This window comes from Corynebacterium callunae (assembly GCF_046592015.1).
GTDB classification, from domain to species: domain Bacteria; phylum Actinomycetota; class Actinomycetes; order Mycobacteriales; family Mycobacteriaceae; genus Corynebacterium; species Corynebacterium callunae_A.
Genome location: NZ_JAWVOB010000005.1, coordinates 20,395 through 45,414, shown reverse-complemented (window position 1 = coordinate 45,414; position 25,020 = coordinate 20,395). Strand labels below are relative to the sequence as shown.

Here is a 25,020-nt window from a genome sequence, read left to right as displayed (position 1 = left end):
CAGTGTTCTCTTTTCAGTGAATGGTTGAGGGGAGTTCAGTGGTCAGGGTGGGGTAGGAGGCTTTAGCGCCCGGCTTCGTGGCGGCATAAGCGCCAACGCGCGAAGCAAAAGTTGCGGCCTCTATAAGGCCAGCGCCTTCAGAGAGCTTTGCGACGAGTGCCCCCGCAAACGCGTTTCCACTTCCGGTTGTATCGACTGCCTGGATTTTTGGTGTAGGAATTGCCGTGAGTTGGCCCGGCGTGCCAACCAGAGCACCTTCGGCACCAAGTGTCATCACCACGGAAGCAAAACCCTGCTCCAGCAATTCATTGACCAAACCTGGGGGATCCGAAGTCGTCGCTGGTGTTCCAAGCATGTCCAGCACCAGAGCGCCTTCGTGTTCATTGACCAGCAATGGATCAGCACGGCGCAGCTGAGCATGTCCCACGGGCACAAGTGGAGCCAGATTGATCACCACACGTCCTTGTGAAAGGTCGACGGGACGCTCGAAACCATCGGCAGGGATCTCACCTTGAAGCAACACAATGTCGGCGTTCTCAATGAGTTGGGAGCGTTTATCAACAAATTCTGCGGTGACAGAAGAGTTAGCGCCAGGGATAATGATGATGGTGTTTTCCCCATCGTCAGACACCGTGATGATGGCAAGACCAGTGGGACCATCCACGGTGGCAATCGCGGACATATCTGCTCCTGATTGATGCAAATGTGTCAGCGCCTCGCCAGCCATTTGATCAGTTCCAACCGCACCGATCATGGTGACTTTGGCACCTAATTGTGCTGCCGCCACAGCTTGATTGGCACCTTTGCCACCAGCACTAACTGTGCCGCCGCTGCCCAGGAGGGTTTCTCCGGGTTCAGGGTGGCGTTGAACTTTCGCGGTGAGATCGGCATTGATGGATCCGACGACGACTATGTCGGTACCGGTTAAATTACTCATTGGGGAGTCCATCCTTCTTCCTTTAAGTGGAGTTGATGATTGATTCACGCTGAATAAGGGCAGTGGGGATCGTAGTTTTCGTGACGCTGGGCACCGTGCCTGCAATTAGTTCGGTGAGGATAGACACTGCTCGTTGGGCTAGTTGTTCCACATTTTGATCAATCACTGTCAATGGATGAGGCTGCAGGGCAAAAAGCGGATGGGTATCAAAACCAATCACGCTGACATCCTTGCCGATAACCAAATTAGCCTTATGGCAGGCTTCAATGACACCGATCGTCATCATGGAATCGCCAGCAAAAAGAGTTTTAGCTCCTTGGCCGAGCAATTTTGTAGCGCCTTCAAACCCAACGCTTTATTCGTACCCACCTAGAAAAACGAGCTGCTCGCCGATTTTAGAGTTGGCACAGGCTGCTTTGAAAGCCTCTAATCGCTCTCTACCTGTTGAGGTGTCCATGGGACCAGAGAGATAACCAATCGGCAACGCGTTGTTGTGAGCCAGGAGTTCTACTGCTGCGGCGATTCCTGGTTGGGGGTTAGAGGTCGCCGTTGGGATGGTGGAGTCTCCTGGAAGCTCTCGGTCAACCAACACCACTGGCATTCCTTGCTTCTGCAAGCCCTCTAGTTGATTCGCGCATTCTTCATTTGGCACGCAGATGATTCCATCGACACCATGCTAGGTGAGAAACTCCAAAGACCCAGACATGGTGGTGGCATCTTCATTGCTGTTGGTGGTAATCGTGGCAAGTCCGGCTTTGCTAGCGGTGCTTTGAATCTCCGTAACCATGGCGGCGAAGTAATGATTAATCAGGCTGGGAACAACCACACCAATGGTGTTGCTGCGAGAACTGCGAAGCGCACGAGCTTGAGCATTGGCCCGGTAGCCCAGATCAGAGGCTAATTGCTGGATTCTTTGACGAGTCGATGCAGCAACCGCCGGATTATCCGCCAGTGCTCGCGATGCTGTGGCGATGGAGACACCTGCTTGGAGAGCGACATCTTTAAGAGTCGGTCGGAATTTGTCCGTCGCCACGACGCCCCCTCCTTATTTCATTGCCTACCTTGATGCAATCGTTTACATAAACTGTTATTTCAACCTATTACGTGCATGGCTACGTTGGCGACAGGGGTAGGAATCGGGGGAATACTTTCATTAAGATGACCCTTTTGTCTCAATTGGTTCTGTGACTATCTCCACTTCAGCGTTTAAGGGTTTGATAGCTCATGTTCGGCGAGAGGTGGCTGGTGAATTTTTCCGAATGTAACCAGCTAGCCAAGGTATTTTGCTCCATAAGCGTAGACGGTGAACTATTACATTGCGGTTCTTACCCGAGACGTGGAAGCGGGCACCGAGTAAAAGCCCTACGGCTAGTCTCCGTTTCAGATATGGTATTTAGACGCTACAACCAAAGCGATGAGAAATCTTCTCTCACAACTCCAATCCTCCCAAAGCCTTGTCCGGTCGAAAATGGCCTTGATGGTAATAGCACAGGGGTCACCAGCTGGCAAACCATCTTTCCAATCGTAATGATCCCTGCCACGGATGCATCTGGGTGTGGATAATTGCGGGGGTTTGGCAAGTAATTCGCTTATATCGGATTTGCCCTACATTCCGGTTTTTGTAGCGCAAAACTCCGTGGCCACCGAGCTGCTCCACACGCAGGAGGCATTCTGCGAGATCCGTGGGAGGGCAGAGGGGTTGGCTAAGTTCGATGCTGATCCTCCCTGTTGCAAAACCCACGCGTGGATCGGCTTGAAATAGCTCGGACATGGGACCTACCACACAAACGTCACCTGCTTGGAGCCATGCTGTCACCACTGGTTCGGGAGTATTCCCTGGAAGGGAAACAACAATGTCTTGTTGCTCGAAAAAAACACCGGCAGGGCGCGCTATCGGGTGAGTTATGCGTGAAGCCAGGGCGATAGACTCAGTATTTTTCTGCGCGAGCTTGTCCTTCTCAGGCTGGACGCGGACATCCCACTCCGGCTCAAGGTGATCGGCGACGGCTTCGGGATCGTGAATGAAGATAGCACCGGTGTTCCACAGTCGCCATCCGAATTCCCAATCTTCTCCACCATAACCAATCATTGTCTCGTCGAACCCGTCGACCTGAGAAAACAATTGCTTCGAGGTACCTAGCACTGAGGAAATAATGAAGCGCCAGGAGGTATCATCAGATAGGCACAGGTGGCGGGTATATTCCCAGGCATCGCGGAGCCACTGCGGTTCTACTCCGTCCTGAAGACGGGTACCCACCACCACACTGCGGGGATCAGCTGTGATCCATCTGCTCATCGCACTTAAATACCCAGGGCGGGGGACCGTATCGCCGTCGAGGAAAACTAACACCTCGTGAGAGGCTGCCCGGGCGCCTAAGTTGCGTGCGGCTGCTGCACGAAACCCCTGGTCTTCCTGGCGAACTACTGTAATGGGCAACGTCGAGGTAACCTCAGGCGGAATGTCGGATCCGTCGTCGGCGATAATAATCTCCACTTCGCCTTCATGGTTGTTTTTCTCGATCCCTGCGATGACTTTTTTTAAGGAGTCGATGTCGTTGTAATAGGGAATTACGACGCTGACTGCTGCCGGATCATCAACAGGGCTTGGTGGTATGTTGCCACGCAGCCATGGTCCGAAATGTGTGATCCATAGATCCTGCCAGGAGGTGGACACCTCCTGCCACCCCCAGGTAGGGAGTGTGTTAACGCGCTGGGTAAATTCTGGGTCATTGGCCGCTTCGGCGAGCGCAGAAGGCCAATCGTTGACCACCACCACCTGCTCGGGATGATTAGCTGCAACCTCACGGGCATAATCGCTATCGGCTACCAACACACGTCTTCCGGCAGCGAGCCAGCGCATTAAAGATCCTGACGCAGAGAAGTGTCGGTGGGCGCATACGGGGATGGCAATGCGGTCCATCTCCGCCCACAGGTCAGCATCGGAAAGGTAACCGGTAACTTCCACCCCGGGCAACTCCATGTTCTCATGGCCTAAGGAGTACGTGCCGAGTGCGCGAACAGAAAGTCCGTCCACCTGCCTCGCCGCTGTGGCAATGGTCTCATGGCCTTTGCCTGGATAGATAAAACCGAGGACGCCGACAGTACCAGGATCCGGGGTGCTGGCGGGGGCGGGTGCCTCAGGAAGCGGCAGAGCGATGACATGTATATCACTGTCGAAGAAGGAAGCCTCATGGCATGAGTTAGTCACAGAGAGGTCAGCCATTCGGGCCAAGCGCTGGTAAGCATTACTGCGACGTTCGAAACGCTCTAGTCCTTCCTCGGGTTGAGGTACGTCATGGAAGGAAACACTAAACGGATGACCCTCTACAGCGGCCAAAACGGCATCCACTGCGGACTCTGGATCGGGGCCGAAAAGGTGGTCGGTAAACGTAACATGGATCGGGCCCGGGTGAAGGGTGTCTTCAAGACCAGCTCGGAGGCCGCCACTGTGAGCTGCTAGTAGTCGCGCGTATTCGGTTACACCGTGTTCTGCGGGACCTACTAACAGGTGGGTTATATGCATCCGTAGCGCTCCTTCTCAAGCCAAGCATTGCATTGGGCAATGATCTGCGACTTTATCAAAACCCACCGAGGCTGCGGGGGCAAGTTCCATGGTCGGTCATCGTCATGGTTCATTGATTCCATCCATCGGACTACATTTCTAGATCAAACCTAGCAATCTCAGTCGCTGCGCATGACGCTTCATTCCTGCATTCACTACCTCTGAGTGCTCACGGTAGAACGCAAGCTGAGCTTGATGGATATCTTCTAAGGGTAGAGGATGCCACGTCTCACGTCCCATTACCGTTATACCTAAGGCGCGGGCAGCAATGGCATCTATCGGGGCATCTAAGCCGCCCAGTAATTCACGGCCAGGATCCTGCACCTCACCGGATACACCGATGGCTGACAGTACCTGATATGCGAGAAATTCCAAGGTGCTGTTGTCAGGATGGTTAATGGTATGCCATATAGGCCAGGTTTCAATAAAGTCCGAAACCCTCACCGTGCCATGTGCCTCTTCACGCTTCCGCAGCTCAGCAATGCTCATCTTGGCCAGTTCACGCAGACTTTCTTCCTCTATGGAAGGCACAGCTGGAGCGTCGATTCCTCGTGACGCAGCTACTAGAGTCCGCAGATCGTGGTAAGGCACAACCGGCGGATTGAGAGACGAATCGTTTGGGGAGCGGATGATAGCCTGATAGGGCATGAGGCCATCAAAACGCAATACCGGGAACCTAACCACACTGCCACTATCGGGCAGAAAACGGGCCAACTGGTCGGTGCCACAGGGCAACCCCCGATAGTTTTCGTGCACCGGCTGCATGATCAGAATATCGGTGGTCTGCAGCACCACCCTAATAAGATCGATATCTTCGCTGGTCCATTCGTGGATGGCGGGGATGCGGAAAGAATTCACAGCTCCGGTGGAATCAAGGAGTATGCGCAAGGATTCCGCCTGGCAGTTGCCAACTACAACTATAGTGGGATTTTCACTGATTTGGATGGGAACACGAAGTCGGTAGAAGTCTGCGTAATGGCGACGGCGGGCCACAGTAGAAGTTTCCAAAAGTTTATTACCACATGCCTGCGTATTCATTAAAGATAATATTACAGGTTATACAAGATGAGTCGCCCATATCTAGAAAGGTGGTGCTGTGCCAATCAAAGTGCTGTCCATCCCGGCAGGCCATCCATACCCGCGAGCGTTGCAACCCGTGGGGGGATGGGAAGAAATCACAGTGTTGCCAGATCCAGTGGTGAACCCTGATAACCCAGAGCAGTGGTGGCCCCACCCCGCGTTTACACCTGAATGGTGGCACAACTCACGGAAGGTGGATGTGGTTCATGTTCATTTCGGGTTTGAACATCTTACCTTGGAACAGACCAGACAGTTCACTGAAGTGCTCGATCGCATTGGTATTCCGCTGGTGCTCACGATTCATGATTTGGATAATCCCCACCTGACTGACCAGAGCAATTACCACGAACAACTGCGCATTCTTACTCGGGCTGCTACTCATGTATTCACGCTTTCGCAGCAGGCAGCGGAGGTCGTCTACAGGCGTTATGGCAGCGCAGTAGAGGTGACTCCACACCCCGCGATCACCAAAGGTCAACCACACCCAACTACTAACCGCGCCGGGGTGTTCCTTAAATCGGTGCGCGCCAATGTCATCACCGATCCGGGGTTTTATCGCGATCTAGGCGCAGAGATCTACATCCATGAGAATGGGCCATTGGAACTAACAAGTATGGCCGATTACGTGCACATGCCCATGGATGATCAAACATTGCACACCACGATCGCTCGACACCGAGTGGTCGTATTGCCATATAAATGTGGAACCCATTCTGGCTGGTTGCGCATGTGCCGCGATCTCGGCGTCAGCGTGGCCGTCCCGGATTGTGGTTGTTATGCATCTCAGATGCCGGGTGATGATGGTGTGGCTACCTACCGCACCGGTGACGGCAAAGATGCAGCTCGCGCTGTGGCAATGCTAGAAAGCTGCTACCCCGTGCGTCCACACCCGGTGCCAGATGTCAGTGGCCAACATCGTCACGTTTATCTCACTGCAGCGGGTGAGCTATGAAAATTGCTGTTGTTGCACCGGGGCGACACCCCATTATTGAACCCTATGCCGGTGGCCTAGAGGCATATTGCGGCATCCTAGTCAATAGTTTGCGCAATCGAGGGCATGAGGTGGACTTGTACGCCACAGCTGGGTCCGAGGGACATGTCCGTGATTTTGAGTTCCCCAGACCAGATTGGCGGTTCACTACCGCCGAGGAAAACGATCACGCTTATCCGCCTGGGCATTCGGAACAGGAGGATCGGGCGTTCGCGCGTCTGCGGGCGCACCTTGAGGCAAGCGACTACGACGTGGTGCATAACAATAGTTTGCACCCGGAACTGTTGTTATCACAGACCCTGCCCCTGGTTACCACCTTGCACTGCCCACCGGTAGATCGTATGGCAGCGGTGGCGCCGGAATCGAGAAGCGTTTTTACCGCAGTCAGCAACTCTACCGCCGCCAGCTGGGCTCTGCCTGGAATCCAGGTCATCCCTAACGCGGTGGATTGCTCTGTCTGGCGAGAGGGGTCTGGAGGCGAGAGTGCTATTTGGTTTGGACGTATCGTGCCGGAGAAGGCACCACACTTGGCTATCGACGCCTGCCGCAAGGCTGGAATCCCACTGACGATTGTGGGCCGACGTTCCAGCCCGACCTATTGGGCAAGTGAGATCGTACCGCGTCTAGGCAACGATGTGCAGTGGATCGGAACTCTCAATCACACCCTACTGGCGGAGCGGGTTGGTCATTCTCGCGTCGCGGTGATCACCCCGGAGTGGGAAGAACCCTTCGGGTTGGTCTCCATCGAGGCGATGTCTTGTGGCACCCCAGTCGCGGCATTTGCCCGTGGTGGGATGGCTGACGTACTAGAGGCCTCACCATGCCCTTCGGTAGAGGCTGGTAACGTCGAAGCGCTCGCTCAGGCCATTCGTGATTCGAGGTTCATCGACCGCACAAGGGTCGCCCATTATGCCCGTGAAAATTATGGTATAGCTGCTTTCCTCGACCGCTACCTCGCGGTGTATAGAAAAGTGACAACAGGGAGATCGGACCCGAAAAAAGCTCCAGTCACCACCGGAGTTGTGTCCCGTACCGCCACTTTTGCCCATGAGGAGGCCCAGCCATGATCGGCATGTATGCACACCACAGCGGTAGCGGGCACCTGCACCGCGTGCGTTCTATTGCTAGGCATCTGAAAGAGGAAACTGTGATCTTTTCCTCCGCACCGGGCGCGGATATTCAGTTGCCCTTGGACACTGATCCGGATAATCCCATCCCCCGGGATCTGACGGCTGGGGGGACTCTCCATTGGTCGCCTATAGGAGTACCAGGACACACGCAGCGTTTGGCGCTTATCGCCGCCTGGATCACCAAGCATCGCCCCCGCGCATTCTATGTAGATTGTTCCGTCGAGATCGCTGTCTTCGTACGTCTGATGGGCATTCCCGTAATTACGATCGCCATGCCAGGCTTTCGCCATGATCAACCCCATCAATTGAGCTATCACCAGGCTAGCGCCATAATCGCTGCATGGCCGGATTGGGTTCCCGTACCCACTCATCTGATTGCCCACGAGAATAAGCTCCACATGGTTGGTGGAATCTCCCGCTTCGAACCTCCGACGAAGTCATGCCAACGGTCCGGTGTCGTAATCCTTCGTGGTGCAGGCGGTGATGACTTTGATAGTCATACCTGGCCGGAGGCCACGGTGCTTGGCGGAGATAAGTTCGTGGACAACCCTATTCCACTGCTTTTGAGTGCTTCGGTAGCGATCGCAGCGGCCGGACAGAACTCCGTAGCTGACCTTGCCATTACTAGAACTCCTGCGATTATCCTCCCGCAGGACCGTCCCTTTGGTGAGCAGAGCGCCACCGCAAAGACGCTGGCCCAAGCCCGGATTGCAGTAGTTCCCACCACATTCCCGGAACCGGGAGAATGGGAGGTCTTGTTTGAACACGCGAGGAATAGAGCAGCGAACTGGCACCTCTGGCAAGCCGAAGGTGCAGTTGAAAGAGCTGCAGCGGTGATTAATAATGTGGCCAACGTGGAAGGAAATTAACCAGAATATGAAGTATGCGGTAGTGACCATAGCTGATGATTCACGACAAGAGCATGTGGACATGCAGCTGGAAGGATTGAAGAAATGGGCACAAGGTACTCCACACTACCGTGGTTATATTGACACAGATATGAACCTGGCGCGTGCCCGCAACGAAGTGGCTTCCAGGGCTATGGCAGACGGGGTCGAGCTACTGATTTTCCTTGATGCTGATTGCATTCCAGGGCCCTTCTTAATACCTTTCTACGTGGAGGCAGCGCGTAACTGGCCTGATGAAGTGCTCTGTGGTCCGGTCACCTACCTTCAGGAACCTGACGATCGGGGATATCAATTAGACACTTTGCTGGAGTTGACTAACCCCCACCCAGCGCGTCCGAACCTGCCCGCAGGGCAGAGTAGGTTAGGGACAGAAGAAGAGTGGAAGTTATTTTGGTCGCTTTCCTTCGCGATGACTGCTTCCGCATGGCAGGATAGCGGAGGTTTTGATGAGGGTTACGTTGGATATGGAGGCGAAGATACTGATTTCGCGTTCCGCCTCCGGGCGCAGGGTAAAAAACTGCGCTGGGTGGGCGGAGCCCACGCCTATCATCAGTGGCACCCAGTATCCTTACCACCGGTCGAGCACCTCGATGATATCTTGGCTAACGCGACGCGCTTCCACTCCATTTGGGGTGTCTGGCCCATGGAGGGCTGGCTGGTGGCATTCTCTGAACGCGGGTTGGTGAGGCGTGGTGACGATGGCTGGGTACGCACCTAAAATGACGCTTGTCAACGCTAAACCTCTACATCTCAATCGCATGTTCTAGATAGAGGGGCATCTCTGCAACTTTGCCTGAAGGTTTTTCAAAATCGACATGGATCTGGGCAGTGAAAGGGCCCGTCCAACAATCAGGAACTTTCTCCCGAATACTCTGAATGTTCCAGCTCAGCAGAATCCTTCTTGATTGAACGTAGGTTTCGACATTATTGTCATCTTTCCAGCAATAATTAAAGGTGCGAACTGATTATAGGGCTTCGTACTTTTCTCAATACAAACCTCTCTGGTCCATGGAGAAATAAAAATAGAGATCTCACCGGTTGCGGTTTGCTCTCCCCTCCAAGTGGTGTGTACCACGCAGTAGATATGTGTCGCATCAGCTGCCAATGATGGTTCGAAAGACTGAATCATTTGCCCATGGCTCGGCCTACTTAAATCGTGTGGAATCATTAGGGTATTCGATGCGAATTCTAATGGTTTGCCACAATGCCTTGTGTGATGATCCGCGCTTTCTTTGGAAACCGATGTTCTTATGAAGCGGTACCGCCGTTCTGACTATGCGGTACCGCTCGTTTTACCCCCGCGACCGCAAACTAACGTCACAAATGACGAGGAATCGTGGTATTAACCACCTGAGTTCCAGCCTCCACCTCAGGACGGGTTCGCATATCCTCACCCTTGAGCCGGAACAGTACCCCGTTGGTAGACAGCCGACTCAACACCGCATCGGCGATCGCGGCATCGGCAAACACGGAATACCAATAATCCGGCTGATGCTGACTGGCGATCACCGTCGATGACCGTTCTCTGGCCACCAGCAAATTAAACACCTGCTCCAAGGCGTGCTGCGACACCGTTGTCGCCAAGAAATCATCAATAATCACCAACGATGCTTTCATTAATGACGCCATGAATTTCTTCCGCTTCATCGTGTTCTCACGCAACATGTCGAAATCGTCGCCAAGATCTGACATCCGAAAATACCTGGTATGAAACTGCATCCGACACGCATTGACACCCAGTGCTTGAGCCAGGAAACTTTTACCCGTGCCTGTGGCACCGGTAATCGAAATATCTTGCCCATGAATGATCCACTCGCCCGTCGCCAACCGGTTGATCCGATCAGTGGTGATCCCGCGGTCGGTCGTGACATCAAAACGCTCCAACGCCGCAACAGATTGCTGCAAACAGGCCTCCCGCATCAACCTCTCGATGCGTCGGCTGTCCCTGGCGTTACGCTGGGCATAAAGGGCCTCTTTAACTTTGTCTTCAAAGCTGTCGTGGTCCCGATCAGGGTCATCAATGATTTCCTGGATCACGCGTCCGAATTCAGCCATCCGTAGATCCTTGAACAGATCCATATCCTCTGCTGACAGTGTCATTGCTTAGTCTACCTCCTTAAACACAAAGGCACCCGCACCACGCACGCTGGAATTATCCGGCAACGACGCCGGCCTGGTGGATACTCGTCGCGGTGGCGACGGTGCTGTGATCTGCGGTGAATCCACTAGCACCTCAGGGTGTTTACGCAGGTTGGACAGGTGATCTTTGACTTTGCGGGTCGATGGCACCTGTTTGGCGGCCACGATGATCTGGCAAGCCTGTTCCAATTCGACCCGGGAGTAATCCTTGGATAGAGCCAGTACAGCAAGGGCACTATTATAGGCTTGGGCTTCGACTTTCCTGGCGTTAAACATCTGCTCGATGACGGTGAAGGTGGAAGTCCCTATACTCTGCGCCCAGGATAAAATCCGGTACCGATCCCAGCGTTGTCCCAAATCCTTATGCGATGGGGTAACATGCTCATCCAGAGTGGAGTACTGAAAGTTCGCGGGCGCACGGCGATGCCGGGCGACAATTTCATTATCAAAGATCACCTCGATGGCGGTGTCCAGGATGCAGGTCTCCACGGTTTTTCCTGCCAGTTTCCACGGCACCGAATAGAAGTGATTATCCACTCTGATGTGGTAATTCATCCCCACTTTGGATTTACGCCACTGCGCCCAGGACCAGTGCTCATCGGGCAGGCTCAGTAGTTCTGGTTGTTCGAACTCGTCAAAGATCTCGTGTCTGGAAATATCATGTCCCCGGAACTGTGAACGGTTATTGATCCAGTCCACCCGCTCACTGATGGCGTGGTTGAGTTGGTCAAGGGAAAAGAACGTGCGGTCATCGAGGTATTCAATGATCCAGCGTTCGGCAATATCGACGCCTTTTTCCACACTGGGTTTATCCTTCGGCGTGTAGGGCTTGGCAGCCACAGCCCCGAACCCGAAATGAGTGCTGAAGGTGGCGTACTGCTTGTTCAGATCCCGCACCCGGGTGGTCTTGGCGACTTGGTTTGTGGCTGTGGACGCGTTATCAGGAACCACGATCCGGGTGACACCACTGAAGTAGTCAAAGGCCTGCTGGTGGGCGTAGAGCCAGTTGCGCATGCCGCTGGTTAAACCAGCCACTGGCATGAATCATGCCGGAAAACGGCAGGGTTGCCACAAAGATCTGGACTTTGTGTTCCTGACCCGACAACGGGTCCACCACGGTCATGGTTTCCCCTGCCCAGTCGACCTCCATGACATCGCCTGGAAGGTGGTTGACCGCGGCGGTGAGATTGTTTTCATCGACGTAGTCTTCAAACAGTGAGCAAAACTGCGGGTAAGAGTAATGCTCGCCTCCAGGTGGGGCAGGCAACCTCAGGTAGCGTTCCCATTCAACTTTGCGGGTGACACGTGTGCGGGTCATCCGTCGCTTGGCGATGGTCGCCATGTCGGGCTGGGGGAATTGTGCTGGGTCGCGACGCCGGTTGTCGGGAAAGAGCTCCTCAATCTGGGCAGATGACAGATTTTGTATCTGCTCAACAGTGAGATTCTGGTTGGTCAGGACATATTTGGTATGGCTGATGGTCTTTCGGGAGCATCCAAGAGATCTGGAGATCTCTGTGTAGGATCGCCCGTCTAACAGCCACAACATGATCGACCGGTAATCGGTAGTCATGATGGTCTCCTTGAGGGGAATGCGACCCGCACTTTCGTCAGTGTGCGGGCCGTCCCTCAAAGTGTGACAGGAAAACTACCCCCGGTTTCCGATATCCAGAACATCGGTTCCCGATATCCAGAAAACCGGTACTAAATAGCCGAACGCATCAGGTTTGGGTCATACCAATTGGGGCGGTCGTGGCATTTAGCTCGACCTCCATGGTGGCCAGCGCAGGCGCCAGCATTGACGCGTTGGGCTGGAACGCAAAAACCGCCACCAGCAGCGTAATCATGAGGGGCACAACAGTTGCGGCCGAGGCTTTTCTCGGCTCCACAGGAGTTGACATGTTCAGGCTCTTTTCGTTTTTTAGGAGGGTAGCTCATCATCGAGGGTGGGGTAGGAAGCCTGCGCGCCCGCCCGGGTGGCGGCAAAAGCGCCAACGCGCGCCGCAAACTTGGAGGCGGCAACCAGGTCGGCGCCGTCGGCAAGCTTTGCGACGAGTGCGCCCACAAAGCCATCGCCACTACCGGTGGTATCGACAGCGTGGATAGTCGGAGTTGGAATCTCTGTGAGGCCTTGTGCATCAGCAACAAGCGCACCCTTAGCTCCTAGAGTCATCACAACAGTATTAAAGCCCTGTTCAAGCAGTGCTTTGAGCAAATATTGGGGGTCACCGGACTGGAGGGGAGCACCGAGCAGCTCCAGCACCAAGGCACCTTCATGTTCATTAACCACCAAAGGATTGGCCTTGAGAAGTTGCTCATGTCCAACCTCAACAACTGGTGCGAGGTTAACAACCACTCGACCCTGCGCCAGGTCCACCGCACGCGCAAAGCCGCTAGCTGGGATTTCTCCTTGCAGCAGCACAATGCCGGCGGACTTAATAAGCTCTGCGTGCTTTTCGACGAAACCCGCATCCACCTGAGCGTTTGCGCCTGGAACGACGATGATGGTGTTTTCTCCATCGGCGGAGACGGTGATTACTGCCAGGCCGGTGGGACCATCAATAGTTGCGACAGGATCGGTATCCACGCCGGATTTTTCCAGGTGGACCATTGCGTCTTTGGCCATCGCATCATTTCCGATGGCGCCAACCATGGAGACATTGGCACCGAGCTGAGCTGCTGCGACTGCTTGGTTTGCCCCTTTTCCACCGGCGCTGACGGTGCCTCCGCTACCGAGGAGGGTTTCGCCGGGGTTGGGGTGTCTTTGGACGTGGGTGGTCAGATCGGCGTTGATCGATCCGACCACGACAATGGACTGTTTTTCAGCCATGGACGTGTCCTTTCTGAATTGTTTTAGCTCTATGCAAACGTTTACATAAAAGTCTTAGATCAAACTTATAGTGCCGATGGCTTTTTTGACAAGGGGGTGTGAAGGGGGAGCGCTAACCATGAAAAACCCCGTGGTTGGAAGACCACGGAGTGAAAAAACTATTGCTTTTGATTGGCCTTATAGAGCGCAGCTTTTACCCCATAAATGGCAACAACAACCGCCATACCTAAGGAAGTAAGAACTCCAAGTGCTCCCAGCCCTGTTACGCCAGCAATGCCGATGACATTGCTAAGGACAAAGAGAATTCCTGTTGCTTTACCCCATTTCTTAAATTTGGCAGCAGCAGTGTTCGTTGTCGGAGAGAGGGTAGGCGCAGTTTCTACCGGTTTGGCCAGGAATTGTGTCGGTGATTTCTGAAGCTGCAGGCCTGCGCTTTCCAATTGATAATCGATTGCTTTTTGCATGAGTTCTTGAGGAGTTGGATCTTTTTCCGGCTCGGTAGTGATCGGTGCATGATGGCGCACAACCGGCGCCTCAACAACCGTGGCAGGTGCTGGCTCAAGATCAATTGGGGTTTCGATTTTGCCCTCGGCCATCTTTTCAAGTTTGGCGGTGGCCCATGCACTGAAATCCTCTTGATGCATTAATGGCTTTTCATAGCGCAAGGCCAAGGACATTTTGCCATCGGTGGCGAGCGGATCGTCGGTTACCAGGACATCGGATCGAGTTTTGGTTACGGCCTGCTTATATTCCAAGCCAAGCAAAGCACATAGGCTTTGGAGAGATTCCCCTTGGGTATAAAGCTCACCGTTGACAAAAGTGGATCCGCGGAAAGCCACTCGAGTACCAGGCTGAAAGAAATCTGCTGGGGCGACCCATTGCTGTGCAGCAAGTTCCGGTGATTTTGTTCCTGCGGATTTTTCCTCCTGGGTCGGCATCGGAGAATCAGGAATGGGATCTGCTACCGGAGTAGTGAGGACAGGGCCATAGCGATACCAATCTTCAAAATCAGCCTGCGAGATAATTGGTTTGCCAAATTCCCTCGCATTTTGAGCTTTGCGTGACATTGACGCTGGATCACCCGCGACGAGAACATCGCAGCGACTCTTGGACACCGATTTCTTATATTCCAGACCTTTAGCAGCGCAAAGTTCTTGTAAACGGTCATCATCAGCAGGTACGCCCAAAAGCTCATTGCGTCCGGTGAAAGCGATTCGAGTGCCGGGAGTCAAGAGCTCAGCGATATTTTGGGTTTCTTCAACAGGAGCTTCAATGGTGAGGTGTTGCAGTCCTGCTTTTGATGCCCGTTCACGAACGTCATCATATTGAGCGGTGTTCCAAGATCCACGGGAGATTGCCCAGGCTGATAATATCTCTGCTGTTTCCTCCAATTCGGCCTGATCGAGGTTAGTTGTGGGACCGCCAGAAAAGGCTGCCCAAGCATTGTCAGAATCAGTGGCGCGGGCGGGGTCTAGTTTCATCGGGCTGTTGTTTGCCCAGGTAGGTATAAAAACTGCACCCTCAGACTCTTGATCGGCCGGTGGCACAACTTGGCCACGATCAAGATTAAAGGGGTTTTGTTGAAAAGCGTAGGCCATACTCTGACATCTTTGGGTTACGTCATTGCCTTGGGGTTGAAATTCAAAGTCTGAGATGTCATAGCCAACTCCGACGGCGAGGTCGAGACCTTTTTCTTGATGCCTTACTGCACGTTCAAGCATAGGGAGGCGATCTCCGACGACAATTCCGCCAGCAGCTTGTCGCTTTAGCAGCGGCCAGAAATCTCCCAATGTTGGTGCAAGGGTCAGGCCACCGGCGGGGACATTATTGGTTCGGCCAAATTCGCCTAGGTCAGACATGGGATTAATCCAGCTGCCAAAGTCTGCGACCTCCGCACCTTCTTGAATAATAACGGCGTGGATTCTGATGACGTGATCACTTATTCCAAAATTGACGCCATCAACGGAGAGGAAAATAACTCTCGATGCGGTGACTGAGGCGGAGACTTCACGTCTAATCCGGCGAACCAAGGTGTTGTTTGCGCGGATATGTCGAGCTTCAACAGGTGCACTGAATTTCAGATTTTCCAGATCAACACCACGAGAGAGTGCAACGTAAAACTGCCCGTCGGTCGTTGTTCCGCCAGCTAAATTGATAAAAAGCTTCGGGATAGTTTTACCTTGAGATTTATGGATGGTAATTGCCCATGCAAGAATCACCGGGAACTGTTTGATGCTCGCAATCACTTCACTGCCCAGTGTGCCCTCTGAAATTGAGGGACGTTTCACTTCCCAGGTATGGATTCCTAGGTCGACTACTTCACCATTGTGGTCAAGGCGCACCTGGATTGAATCGGCGGTCGCAGCGACAATAGATCCAAAACTGCCATTAACAAAACGATTCTGAGAATCGTTGATAATCGTCATCACGCGAGCGCCGACACAGTAGTGAAGCTCCTCGGATCCGCTAAAAGAGCTGCTATCAACATGGTCTTCAAATTGAGCGTGGGAAATGAACTTTTCAGCCGTAAGTTCTTGGAGTCGTGCCTGGTTAATTTTGTCTACCGTGCGACGGTGTGAAGCCAAGGTAACCCAATCGTTGGGAGCTTGAAAATTCGGATCGACGTGAGCGTTTAAGATTTTTAAGGCTGCATCCCCGACGCTACCTTCGCGAACTTGATTGAGCACCTCAAGAAACTCATTATCAGTTTGCCTCCACACCGTGGTCAGAGTGATATTTGTGAGCTCGAGGTCATCAAAACAATGCGCGGAGAAGAAATAGGGGGATTCCCAGCGCGTACTAAATATTTCGGATTCACTATTTGTCACTACTGGAGGTAGCTGCAGCAAATCGCCCACCAGAACTAGTTGCGCGCCACCAAATGCCTGCTCAGAACGCCTAATGCTGCGCAAAGCGATATCAATCATTTCGAAAAGGTCTGCCCGGACCATAGAGATTTCATCGATGACGAGTACGTCGATTACTTTGAGAACGTTTCTTACCTGGGAGCTTGGATGCCATTCCCCTCCAGGTTTGAGATCATCAGGGTACATTCCCGGCCGAAAGCCAAATGCTTTATGGATGGTGAATCCTTCGACATTAAGTGCAGCAACACCAGTGGGAGCAGTTACTAGGACATTTTCACTGGGAAGAGACTCCAAACAAGTACGAAGCAATGTCGACTTGCCAGTGCCTGCTTTGCCTGAAATCAACACATGGCGTCCCGAATTGATGGATTCCAATGCAGATTCGAATTCTGAAGTAATAGTGATAGACATGGCGTTAAGCAGCTCCTGGATTGAATTTTTATCGTGTGGAAGCATTGAAGCATATGGGTCGGACATCAAGATTTTTGAGTTAACACACAATCGAACAAAGCAGGGGATCCAATCAGGTGTGATTCCACCACTATCTTTTCGTCGAAAAGCGCCTGGGTGCTTAATCGAAAAAATGAACGTTTATTGTGTCCGCGTGGTGGCGTAGAGTGTGAGGCATGGCTTTTGCTGCTGAACACCCAGTCCTCTCCCATTCCGAGCACCGTCCGGTTGGTGAGATTGAACGTAGTGATGACAAATTTGAGGTCATTAGTGAATTTGAGCCCGCAGGCGATCAGCCAGCGGCGATTAAAGAATTAGATGAGCGCCTTAACCGTGGTGAGCGCGATATCGTGCTTTTGGGCGCCACTGGTACCGGTAAATCGGCGACGGCAGCGTGGTTGATTGAGCAGCAGCAGCGGCCCACCTTGGTGATGGCGCCGAATAAGACCTTGGCTGCGCAGTTGGCCAATGAGCTGCGCCAATTATTGCCCAATAATGCCGTGGAATATTTCGTGTCTTACTACGACTATTACCAGCCTGAGGCCTATATTGCGCAGACGGATACCTATATTGAAAAGGATTCCTCCATCAATGAGGATGTGGAGCGCCTGCGCCACTCGGCTACGTCTTCCTTGTTGAGCCGCCGCGATGTGGTGGTGGTGAGCTCGGTGTCCTGTATTTATGGTTTGGGTACGCCGCAGTCTTATTTGGACCGTTCGATTGTGCTGGAAACCGGCGTGGAAATTGAGCGTGATCGTTTCCTGCGCTTGCTGGTGGATATTCAATATGACCGCAATGATGTTGGTTTTACCCGCGGAGCGTTCCGCGTTAAGGGCGACACTGTGGATATTATTCCGGCATATGAGGAATTAGCCGTGCGTATTGAGTTTTTTGGTGATGAAATTGATGCGCTCTATTACATCCATCCCCTCACTGGCGACGTGGTGCGCAACGTCAAGGAAGTGCGTATCTTCCCAGCTACGCACTATGTTGCAGGGCCTGAGCGCATGGAAAAAGCGGTGGCAGATATTAAGGCGGAGCTGGAGGAGCGCCTGGCTGATCTGGAAAACCGCGGCAAGCTGCTGGAAGCCCAGCGTCTGCGCATGCGTACCGAATATGACCTGGAAATGATTGAACAGGTTGGTTTTTGCTCCGGCATTGAGAACTACTCGCGCCATATTGATGGCCGTGCCGCTGGAACTGCGCCTGCGACTCTGATTGATTATTTCCCCGAAGACTTCCTCACCATTATTGACGAGTCCCACGTCACCGTGCCGCAAATCGGTGGCATGTTTGAAGGCGATACCTCCCGCAAGCGCAACCTGGTGGAATTCGGCTTCCGTCTGCCTTCAGCCCTTGATAACCGCCCTTTGACCTGGGAAGAATTTGATGAACGCCGTGGCCAAACGGTCTTTATGTCTGCAACTCCAGGCAAGTTTGAAATGGCTGCAGCTGGCGGCGAATTTGTGGAGCAGGTGATTAGGCCTACTGGCCTGATCGATCCAAAGATTACGGTCAAGCCCACCAAGGGCCAGATTGATGATCTGATCCACGAAATTCGCGAGCGCACCGCTAAGGAGGAGCGCGTTTTGGTGACCACCTTGACCAAGAAAATGGCCGAGGACCTCACCGATTACCTGCTGGAAAACGGCATTAAAGTCCGCTACCTCCACTCAGATATTGACACCTTGCAACGTGTGGAATTGCTGCGTCAGCTGCGCCTTGGCGAATATGACGTGCTGGTGGGTATTAACCTGCTCCGCGAGGGCCTTGACCTGCCCGAAGTTTCCCTCGTGGCCATTTTGGACGCCGATAAAGAAGGCTTCCTGCGTTCGACCACCTCACTTATTCAGACCATCGGCCGCGCCGCCCGTAACGTCTCCGGCGAGGTCATCATGTACGCCGACAAGATCACCGATTCCATGGCCAACGCCATCGAGGAAACTGATCGACGCCGCGAAAAGCAGGTGGCCTATAACAAGGAACACGGCATTGATCCGCAGCCACTGCGCAAAAAGATCGCCGATATCCTGGACCAGGTTTATGAAAACACCTCAGAATCCACTGGTGTTTCTGCGGATGCCGCGGTGGTTGCCAAGCCGGATATCTCTAGCTTGCCAGCAAAAGAGGTACAAAAGCTTATCGACGACCTCAGCGCTCAGATGGCTGCGGCAGCCAGGGAGTTGAAGTTTGAGTTGGCTGGGCGTTTAAGGGATGAAATCTTTGAACTCAAAAAAGAACTCCGTGGAATTAAAGACGCAGGTATCTAAGCGTAAATTCACCCTTAAGCACCAACTATTTTGTTAGACTTAAGGCCAATGACACAGCAGCAGGGATTTTCCTGCCCAGAGCTTTAGGGAAAGGTGACATGAGCGAGAGTTACAGCAAAGTCGTCGTCGGTACTGATGGATCTAAGTCTTCTCTGCTCGCAGTGGAGCGCGCTGCGAAAATTGCTGCAGCCTTTGATGCCACATTGATCATTGGATGTGCCTACTACGAGAGCAAAGAGGATGCCTCCAAGACTCTCCGCCAGGATTCCATGAGCATTCTTGGTGATGATCCTGCACGTGAAAACCTGGAAAAGGCTTCTGAGGTTGCTCGCGCTGCTGGTTGCAAGAACATTCAGACCGAGGTTCGCCCAGGTACTCCTGTTGAAGCTCTTATGGGTATGGTTAATGACAACCAGGCTGACCTGCTGGTAGTTGGTAACCGTGGTATCAACTCACTCACCGGCCGTTTGCTGGGTTCCGTTCCAGCTGATGTTGCCCGCCAATCTGACTGCGATGTCATGATTGTGCACACCGTGAACTAAGAGCTTTTGCTAAAGAAAAAGCCGGTTTTCACTCCGATTGGGGAGTGAAAACCGGCTTTAGTCTTTCTTGGCTTAAACACTGTGGCTTTTAGCATCAAATTCTTCTTGGGCCTCCAACACCTTGGCCAACTCGGCTTCTACTGTGCCAGCAAGCAGCCTTAAAGGAGCAGCAATCTTCAGGCCTAGGGGAGTGAGGTGGTAGTCCACATGGGGCGGAATGCTGCTATGAACAGTGCGTTCCACCATGCCGTCTCGCTCTAATTTGCCAAGGGTTTGCGAGAGCATGCGATCACTCACGCCCTCAACTTTTCGGCGAATCTCCGAAAACCTTTGGGGGCCTTCGCTTTGTTCCAAGGCCAAAATTGTCAATCCGCCCCATTTGCCCGTGACCTCTTGTAATGCCACTCGAGAGGAACACGCAGCAGATAAAACATTGGGAGCTGGGCTTTGAGTGTCAACGGTTGGGTCAGTCATGGCTTTAACCTTAGTCTCCAGATTTAACCAAAGAAAGTATTGCACTTATTTTTTGTTAGTGCTATGTTTGCATAAGTTAATTCCTCCGAAGAAAGAGAAATAGAAAATGCGTATTGCAGTTACCGGTGCAGCCGGAAACCTTGGACACTTCGTCATCGAGTCCCTCATCAACCGTGGCGTTGCTGCCGCAGACATCGTGGCAATTGTCCGCAATGAAGAAAAAGCAGCTGACCTTGCAGAGCGCGGCGTTGCACTCGGCGTTGCTTCCTATGAAGATGAAGCAGCACTCTCCGCATCATTCCAGGGTGTTGATCGCCTTGTTCTAATCTCCGGCAGCGAGGTTGGAAAGCGCACTGCGCAGCACACCAACATCATCAATGCGGCTAAGGCTGCAGGTGTATCCCTCATCGCCTACACCAGCCTGCTCAACATCGAGACCTCTGACCTTTCCCTAGGTGAAGAACACCGCGAAACCGAGCAACTGCTCGCAGACAGTGGCGTTGAATACGCATTGCTGCGCAATGGTTGGTACTGGGAGAACTACGCATCCGCGATTGACAGCGGCAAGGCCATGGGCAAATTCTTTGGTGCTGCAGGCGAGGCTAAGGTCTCAGGAGCTGCTCGCAAGGATTATGCAGAGGCAGCCGCTGTGGTTATCACCAGCGAAAACCAGGGTGGCAAGGTCTATGAGCTAGCTGGCGCTCCAGCTTTGAGCTACCAGGGCATTGCCGACGCAGCCGCTGAGGTCATTGGCTCCCCAGTAACCTACGTCAACCAGACCGTTGCTGAGTACCAGCAGGTTCTGGAAGGCGCAGGCCTGCCAGCAGAAATTGCTGCCATGATTGCAGATTGGGACCGCAGCATTGAAAAGGGTGCCCTCTACTCCGAGAGCACCGATCTTCAGGACCTCATTGGACGTCCATCCACCTCTGCAGCAGAGGCACTTGCTTAAAAGTACCTACAGCTAGAGGGAAATCTCCCCAAGGATGGTAAGCGTCTGGGTTGCACGAGTAACTGCAACATAAAGATCCTGCAGGCCTTGGGGAGATTCTTCTGTAATCCCAGCAGGGTCAACCACAATAACGTGGTCAAACTCCAAGCCCTTGATGTCATCAACCAGGAATTGGTTGTCGGCATCCTCAAAGCGAGCGTGGGAGGAAATAACCGCCACGCTACGTTCGGCGTCCTCGTTGAGGAAGGCTTGTTTTAGTGCTGCGATATCGGCGTCTGCTGCCAAGAACTGCACGGGACGCCCGGAATCACGAATCGCCATGGCAGGAGCAAGATTTGGATTGATCTGCGCCAAAATTTGGTTGGCAAAAGTCATGATTTCTGCCGGGGTGCGGTAGTTCACCGTGAGCTCGTGGTGACGGAAACGGTTCTTGATAAATGGATCAAGAGATTCTGACCAATCATCGACGCCGGCAGGGGAGCCGGTTTGAGCGATATCACCCACCAAGGTCATCCAGCGTGAAGGACTACGGCGGAAGACCATGCGCCATTCCATGGGGGAGAGCTCTTGGGCTTCATCGACAATAACGTGGCCATAAGCCCAGGTGTGATCAGCTTTAGCACGCTCAGCGGTGGAGCGATTATCGCGCACCTCTTGGCGCTGGGCCAGGGTTTCAGCGTCGATAATGTCAAAGGCGGACAAGATTTCAGCATCGGGATCAATGTCGGCATCAACATCAATATCTGAGGACTGTGAAGAACTCAGAACGTCCAAGACTTCCTGTGCATCCTCAATTTCTTGGCGCCACTTCTTTTTAGCCTCTTCACGTGCCTCATCGGGATCGGGGAGACCAATTAAAGTGGTCAACTCATCCAATAATGCTGCATCAGAAGGTGCCCAAGGCGCATCCGGCGCGCGCAAAAGAGCTGCATGAGTTTCCTCGTCATAACCAGCGGCCGCAAATTCAATGCGTTCGGGGTCCGTGAGCAGGTCCGAGAGGACCTGCTGGGGCATTAGCTCCGGCCAAAAACCTTCAACCACCTGCAACAGGGCCGCGTCGTCAAGCAAATCGTCGTGGAGCTGATCGATGTCGGCAGCAGAGAGCAGGTTTTTGCCGCCCAAGGGGTCGGCGCCAATGGTCTGGGCCATCTGGTGGGCGAGCTGCTCGACGAGGTGTTCGCGGAAAATTGGGCGTGCCAGGTTATGAGGCTGACGGGAACGGCGAGCGCGGGTGCGGGACTTGGCGACGGTTTTCTCATCGATGGTGATGAGGATGCCGTCGACGGTGACCTCGACGGGGATTTCGGGAACGGTTTGATAAGCCTTGACCGCTTCGTTGAGGATGGTGGCCATTTCCTCGGAGCCCTTGATTTCGCGGGTGAGGAGGTCCTCGTGACCTGTGGGTGTGATGCCGGGGTAGAGTTCGCCAATGGTGGAAAGGACCACGCCGGTTTCACCAAGTTCAGGCAAAACGTGGGAAATATACTCCAAAAAGGTCTTATTGGGGCCGATGATGAGCACGCCGGATTTTGCCAGCTGCTCGCGCCAGGTATAGAGCAAATAAGCAACGCGGTGCAGCGCAACGGCGGTTTTGCCGGTTCCCGGGCCGCCCTGCACGACCATCACACCGCGAGTGGTATCGCGGATAATTTCATCCTGCTCGCGCTGGATTGTCTCCACAATATTGCTCATGTGGCCGGTGCGGGCTGCTTGTAACGCCTGGTGGAGTGCACTTTCTGAGCCCACGCCCTGCTGCTGTGCAGTGGAGGTTACGCCATCGCCAGATAAAACCTCATCATCGATTCCACTGACGGTGCGCCCGCGGGTGCGGATATGGCGACGCAGTTCCACACCCTCTGGTTGCACCGTGGTGGCCAAGTAAAAAGGCCGGGCCATGGGCGCTCGCCAGTCCAGCAAGAGCGTGCGGTAATTATCCTCGCGGGCATCCAGGCCCATGCGGCCGATATAACGGCGATCCAAGTTGGGCTTGCCCGGGACTGGGTTCTCTGGGCCTTCGGGAGATTCTTCAACGACGTCAATACGGCCAAAAACCAGGCCTAATTGCGCGAGATTGAGGCGATCGAGTTTTTCATTGAGGCCGTGGTACTCGGTTTCACGACGCACCAACGCTTCGGGATCAGGGTTGGAAGGGTCGACGTCCTTCATCACTTCCGCCAACCGCTCATTTGCCCTATTTACCTCATCATCGAGGCGTTGAAAGAGCATGTCAACATAAGCCTGTTCCTCCTGGATAGCTTCAAAGGCGGGGGCCGGTGCCTGGTGTGATGGCTCCGGGGTTGTGCCAGCTGTGGAGTGGCCTGTGGTGGTCATTAAATTAGACCTCCTGAATTCCTGATCTAAGTACCTAACTTTAATTGCCTTGGTAGAAAACTCATCTGCTTAGAACCCAAAGATGAAGGGGCTATATGGCGCCGCCTGGAATTTAAAAATGGCCAGCACAGTGATGTTTTGCGTTTTCAATACAACACCAAGAAGCTATCAATCATTCCAGATCGCGGCGGAAGATGTGCATTTGCCATGCTGAAACGGGAAAAATTGCATGTAGCAGGGGGTATAGCACCGGGTGGGGTGGGACATGGTGGGACGAGAAAACCGCCACGCCCCGGAAAACGTGGGGCGTGGCGGTATATCTTAAAGCTCCTGCGCGTACGCTGAAGCGTGCGCTGCAGTGTGGGCTGAAAAAGAATTAACCGATCTTCTTCTGGGCACGGTCAACTGCCTTGTCAGCGCGCTTTTGCAGCTTGCCGTAGGTCTTGTTGGCCTTCTTAGCAGCGTGACCGGAGGTTTGCTCTGCAACCTGAAGTGCAAAGTTAGCCTTATCCTGAGCCTTGGTAGCTGCCTTTACGGCAGACTTACGAGCGGTCTTGGCATTAGCCTGTGCAGCGCTTAGCCAATCAGCGCGGTTGTCTTCAACAAAAGCGGTTGCCTTGTGGGCATAATCGGTGACGGTATCACCAGCCTTGCGAGCGGTTTCGGAAGCGGTCTTGAACCAGTCATCCTTGTTTTCGCCAACGAACTCCTGCGCGGTGTGAGCGTACTCAGTGACCTTGCCGGTGGTATCGGTGATCCAATCAGAAGCTTTCTCGCCGAGCTTTTCGGTCTCAGACTTGGTAGGAAGTGCCTGCTGAATCTGCTTCTTGCCAACCTTGGCAGCGTGGTTAGCGCGCCACTTCACACCAGGCTTGCCCTCGGTGTCTACAGCGGTAATAAAAAGTCCGCCGAGGAGTGCAACATTGGTAATGAAGCCATTGCGACGATCGCGCTTCTCATTGGCATCCTGGGTTTCCCAGAAAGCATTGCGGGCCAGGATGGTTGGAACGCTGACAATCGCCAGAGCTGCGGCAGAGGTACGAGGTGCACGGCCCAGTGCCAACAAAGAACCTGCGCCTACCTTGGTGCCACCGATAATGCGGGTGATGGCTGCTGGATCCTTGGAGATCCGCTTCGCGTATTTACGAGGGAGCACATAGCGAATACGGTCCAAGACCACCTCGATTCCTTCGACGTGCGCCTGGGTATTCAGGATTGTCTCTGCACCATCAGTGATGTAAACAGATGCCAGCATTGGTCGGGCGAACTTGCGGATCATGTATTTATGCTCCTATCTAACGCGGTTTTCCAGAACACCTCAGATAGTGGGTGCCTGGGTTTTCTCCAGAGTTATTCTCTATCCGACGATCTTACCTAGGTTATGACCGGTGTGTCGTGAAGGTGGCGTCATTTGGGGAGTTTTGTCAGCTATCTAACACTGAAATTCGAAAGTGTTCTTAATGCGAACATCTTTTACCCTAATTTGTGGGGTCAACCGCAATTCTGTGGGCAACCTGAGGCAATAAATAGCACCCCCAAAAGTTGAAACATTGCCACTTT

At 53.3% G+C, this 25,020-nt stretch carries 18 protein-coding genes and 2 pseudogenes; 7 read left to right on the top strand and 13 right to left on the bottom strand.

The annotated features are described in order from the left end of the window. Positions 1-13: 13 nt before the first annotated feature. From SFC07_RS07015 to SFC07_RS07000, 4 genes and pseudogenes are all read right to left on the bottom strand, one after another. Positions 14-937, bottom strand: a complete 924-nt coding sequence (locus tag SFC07_RS07015; protein WP_411207520.1) for a ribokinase — start codon at positions 935-937, stop codon at positions 14-16. A 22-nt stretch (positions 938-959) separates the two neighbouring features. Continuing rightward, positions 960-1,970, bottom strand: a pseudogene (locus SFC07_RS07010) (substrate-binding domain-containing protein). 462 nt (positions 1,971-2,432) lie between these two features. Next, positions 2,433-4,460, bottom strand: a complete 2,028-nt coding sequence (locus SFC07_RS07005) for a glycosyltransferase (protein ID WP_411207519.1) — start codon at positions 4,458-4,460, stop codon at positions 2,433-2,435. A 138-nt stretch (positions 4,461-4,598) separates the two neighbouring features. Beyond that, the gene (locus tag SFC07_RS07000) at positions 4,599-5,537 is read right to left on the bottom strand and encodes a WcbI family polysaccharide biosynthesis putative acetyltransferase (RefSeq protein WP_411207518.1); all 939 of its coding nucleotides are present in this window, start codon (positions 5,535-5,537) and stop codon (positions 4,599-4,601) included. A 118-nt stretch (positions 5,538-5,655) separates the two neighbouring features. On the opposite strand from SFC07_RS07000, the gene SFC07_RS06995 reads away from it, so the two are divergent. Genes SFC07_RS06995 through SFC07_RS06980 form a run of 4 tightly spaced genes read left to right on the top strand, consistent with a single transcriptional unit; the run spans position 5,656 to position 9,326 of the window. Then, positions 5,656-6,531 carry a glycosyltransferase gene (locus tag SFC07_RS06995; RefSeq protein ID WP_411207665.1) on the top strand — a complete coding sequence of 292 codons (876 nt, stop codon included), beginning with the start codon at positions 5,656-5,658 and terminating at the stop codon, positions 6,529-6,531. Next, positions 6,528-7,637 (top strand): glycosyltransferase family 4 protein, encoded by a 1,110-nt coding sequence (locus SFC07_RS06990; protein WP_411207517.1) that lies wholly within the window; start codon positions 6,528-6,530, stop codon positions 7,635-7,637. The genes SFC07_RS06995 and SFC07_RS06990 overlap by 4 nt, the downstream gene beginning before the upstream one ends. Beyond that, the gene (locus tag SFC07_RS06985) at positions 7,634-8,569 is read left to right on the top strand and encodes a glycosyltransferase (RefSeq protein WP_411207516.1); all 936 of its coding nucleotides are present in this window, start codon (positions 7,634-7,636) and stop codon (positions 8,567-8,569) included. Before SFC07_RS06990 ends, SFC07_RS06985 begins: the two co-directional genes overlap by 4 nt. 7 nt (positions 8,570-8,576) lie before the next feature. Then, positions 8,577-9,326 carry a glycosyltransferase family 2 protein gene (locus SFC07_RS06980; RefSeq protein WP_411207515.1) on the top strand — a complete coding sequence of 250 codons (750 nt, stop codon included), beginning with the start codon at positions 8,577-8,579 and terminating at the stop codon, positions 9,324-9,326. 599 nt (positions 9,327-9,925) lie between these two features. On the opposite strand, the gene SFC07_RS06975 is transcribed toward SFC07_RS06980, so the two are convergent. The 6 genes and pseudogenes from SFC07_RS06975 to SFC07_RS06950 all read right to left on the bottom strand — a co-directional run bounded on the left by SFC07_RS06975 (position 9,926) and on the right by SFC07_RS06950 (position 16,852). After that, positions 9,926-10,708, bottom strand: coding sequence for an ATP-binding protein (locus tag SFC07_RS06975; RefSeq protein WP_411207514.1), 783 nt, complete (start codon positions 10,706-10,708; stop codon positions 9,926-9,928). Between the two features lie 3 nt (positions 10,709-10,711). Next, positions 10,712-11,782 (bottom strand): Mu transposase domain-containing protein, encoded by a 1,071-nt coding sequence (locus tag SFC07_RS06970; RefSeq protein ID WP_411207513.1) that lies wholly within the window; start codon positions 11,780-11,782, stop codon positions 10,712-10,714. Beyond that, positions 11,724-12,317, bottom strand: a complete 594-nt coding sequence (locus SFC07_RS06965) for a hypothetical protein (protein ID WP_411207512.1) — start codon at positions 12,315-12,317, stop codon at positions 11,724-11,726. The genes SFC07_RS06970 and SFC07_RS06965 overlap by 59 nt, the downstream gene beginning before the upstream one ends. A gap of 151 nt (positions 12,318-12,468) precedes the next feature. Further along, positions 12,469-12,645 (bottom strand): annotated as a pseudogene (locus SFC07_RS06960) (MFS transporter); the annotation flags it as partial. A gap of 20 nt (positions 12,646-12,665) precedes the next feature. Further along, entirely contained in the window at positions 12,666-13,574 is a 909-nt protein-coding gene (locus tag SFC07_RS06955; protein WP_411207511.1) for a ribokinase, read from the bottom strand. A 158-nt stretch (positions 13,575-13,732) separates the two neighbouring features. Further along, positions 13,733-16,852 (bottom strand): AAA family ATPase, encoded by a 3,120-nt coding sequence (locus SFC07_RS06950; RefSeq protein ID WP_411207510.1) that lies wholly within the window; start codon positions 16,850-16,852, stop codon positions 13,733-13,735. Positions 16,853-17,067: 215 nt separating this feature from the next. Between SFC07_RS06950 and uvrB the strand changes: the two genes are divergently transcribed. Both uvrB and SFC07_RS06940 read left to right on the top strand, forming a co-directional pair. After that, the gene (uvrB, locus tag SFC07_RS06945) at positions 17,068-19,161 is read left to right on the top strand and encodes an excinuclease ABC subunit UvrB (protein WP_411207509.1); all 2,094 of its coding nucleotides are present in this window, start codon (positions 17,068-17,070) and stop codon (positions 19,159-19,161) included. Between the two features lie 98 nt (positions 19,162-19,259). Then, a complete protein-coding gene (locus SFC07_RS06940; RefSeq protein WP_411207508.1) occupies positions 19,260-19,703 on the top strand; it encodes a universal stress protein in 444 nt (147 codons plus the stop codon). A gap of 72 nt (positions 19,704-19,775) precedes the next feature. Here the strand turns inward: SFC07_RS06940 and SFC07_RS06935 are convergent, their stop codons facing one another. After that, positions 19,776-20,177, bottom strand: a complete 402-nt coding sequence (locus SFC07_RS06935) for a winged helix-turn-helix transcriptional regulator (RefSeq protein WP_411207507.1) — start codon at positions 20,175-20,177, stop codon at positions 19,776-19,778. Between the two features lie 106 nt (positions 20,178-20,283). Between SFC07_RS06935 and SFC07_RS06930 the strand changes: the two genes are divergently transcribed. Further along, the gene (locus tag SFC07_RS06930; RefSeq protein WP_411207506.1) at positions 20,284-21,129 is read left to right on the top strand and encodes an SDR family oxidoreductase; all 846 of its coding nucleotides are present in this window, start codon (positions 20,284-20,286) and stop codon (positions 21,127-21,129) included. Positions 21,130-21,141: 12 nt separating this feature from the next. On the opposite strand, the gene SFC07_RS06925 is transcribed toward SFC07_RS06930, so the two are convergent. Together SFC07_RS06925 and SFC07_RS06920 are read right to left on the bottom strand one after the other, a co-directional pair. Beyond that, a complete protein-coding gene (locus SFC07_RS06925) occupies positions 21,142-23,460 on the bottom strand; it encodes a HelD family protein (RefSeq protein WP_411207505.1) in 2,319 nt (772 codons plus the stop codon). 376 nt (positions 23,461-23,836) lie between these two features. After that, a complete protein-coding gene (locus SFC07_RS06920; protein ID WP_411207504.1) occupies positions 23,837-24,739 on the bottom strand; it encodes a DoxX family protein in 903 nt (300 codons plus the stop codon). Positions 24,740-25,020 lie beyond the last annotated feature (281 nt).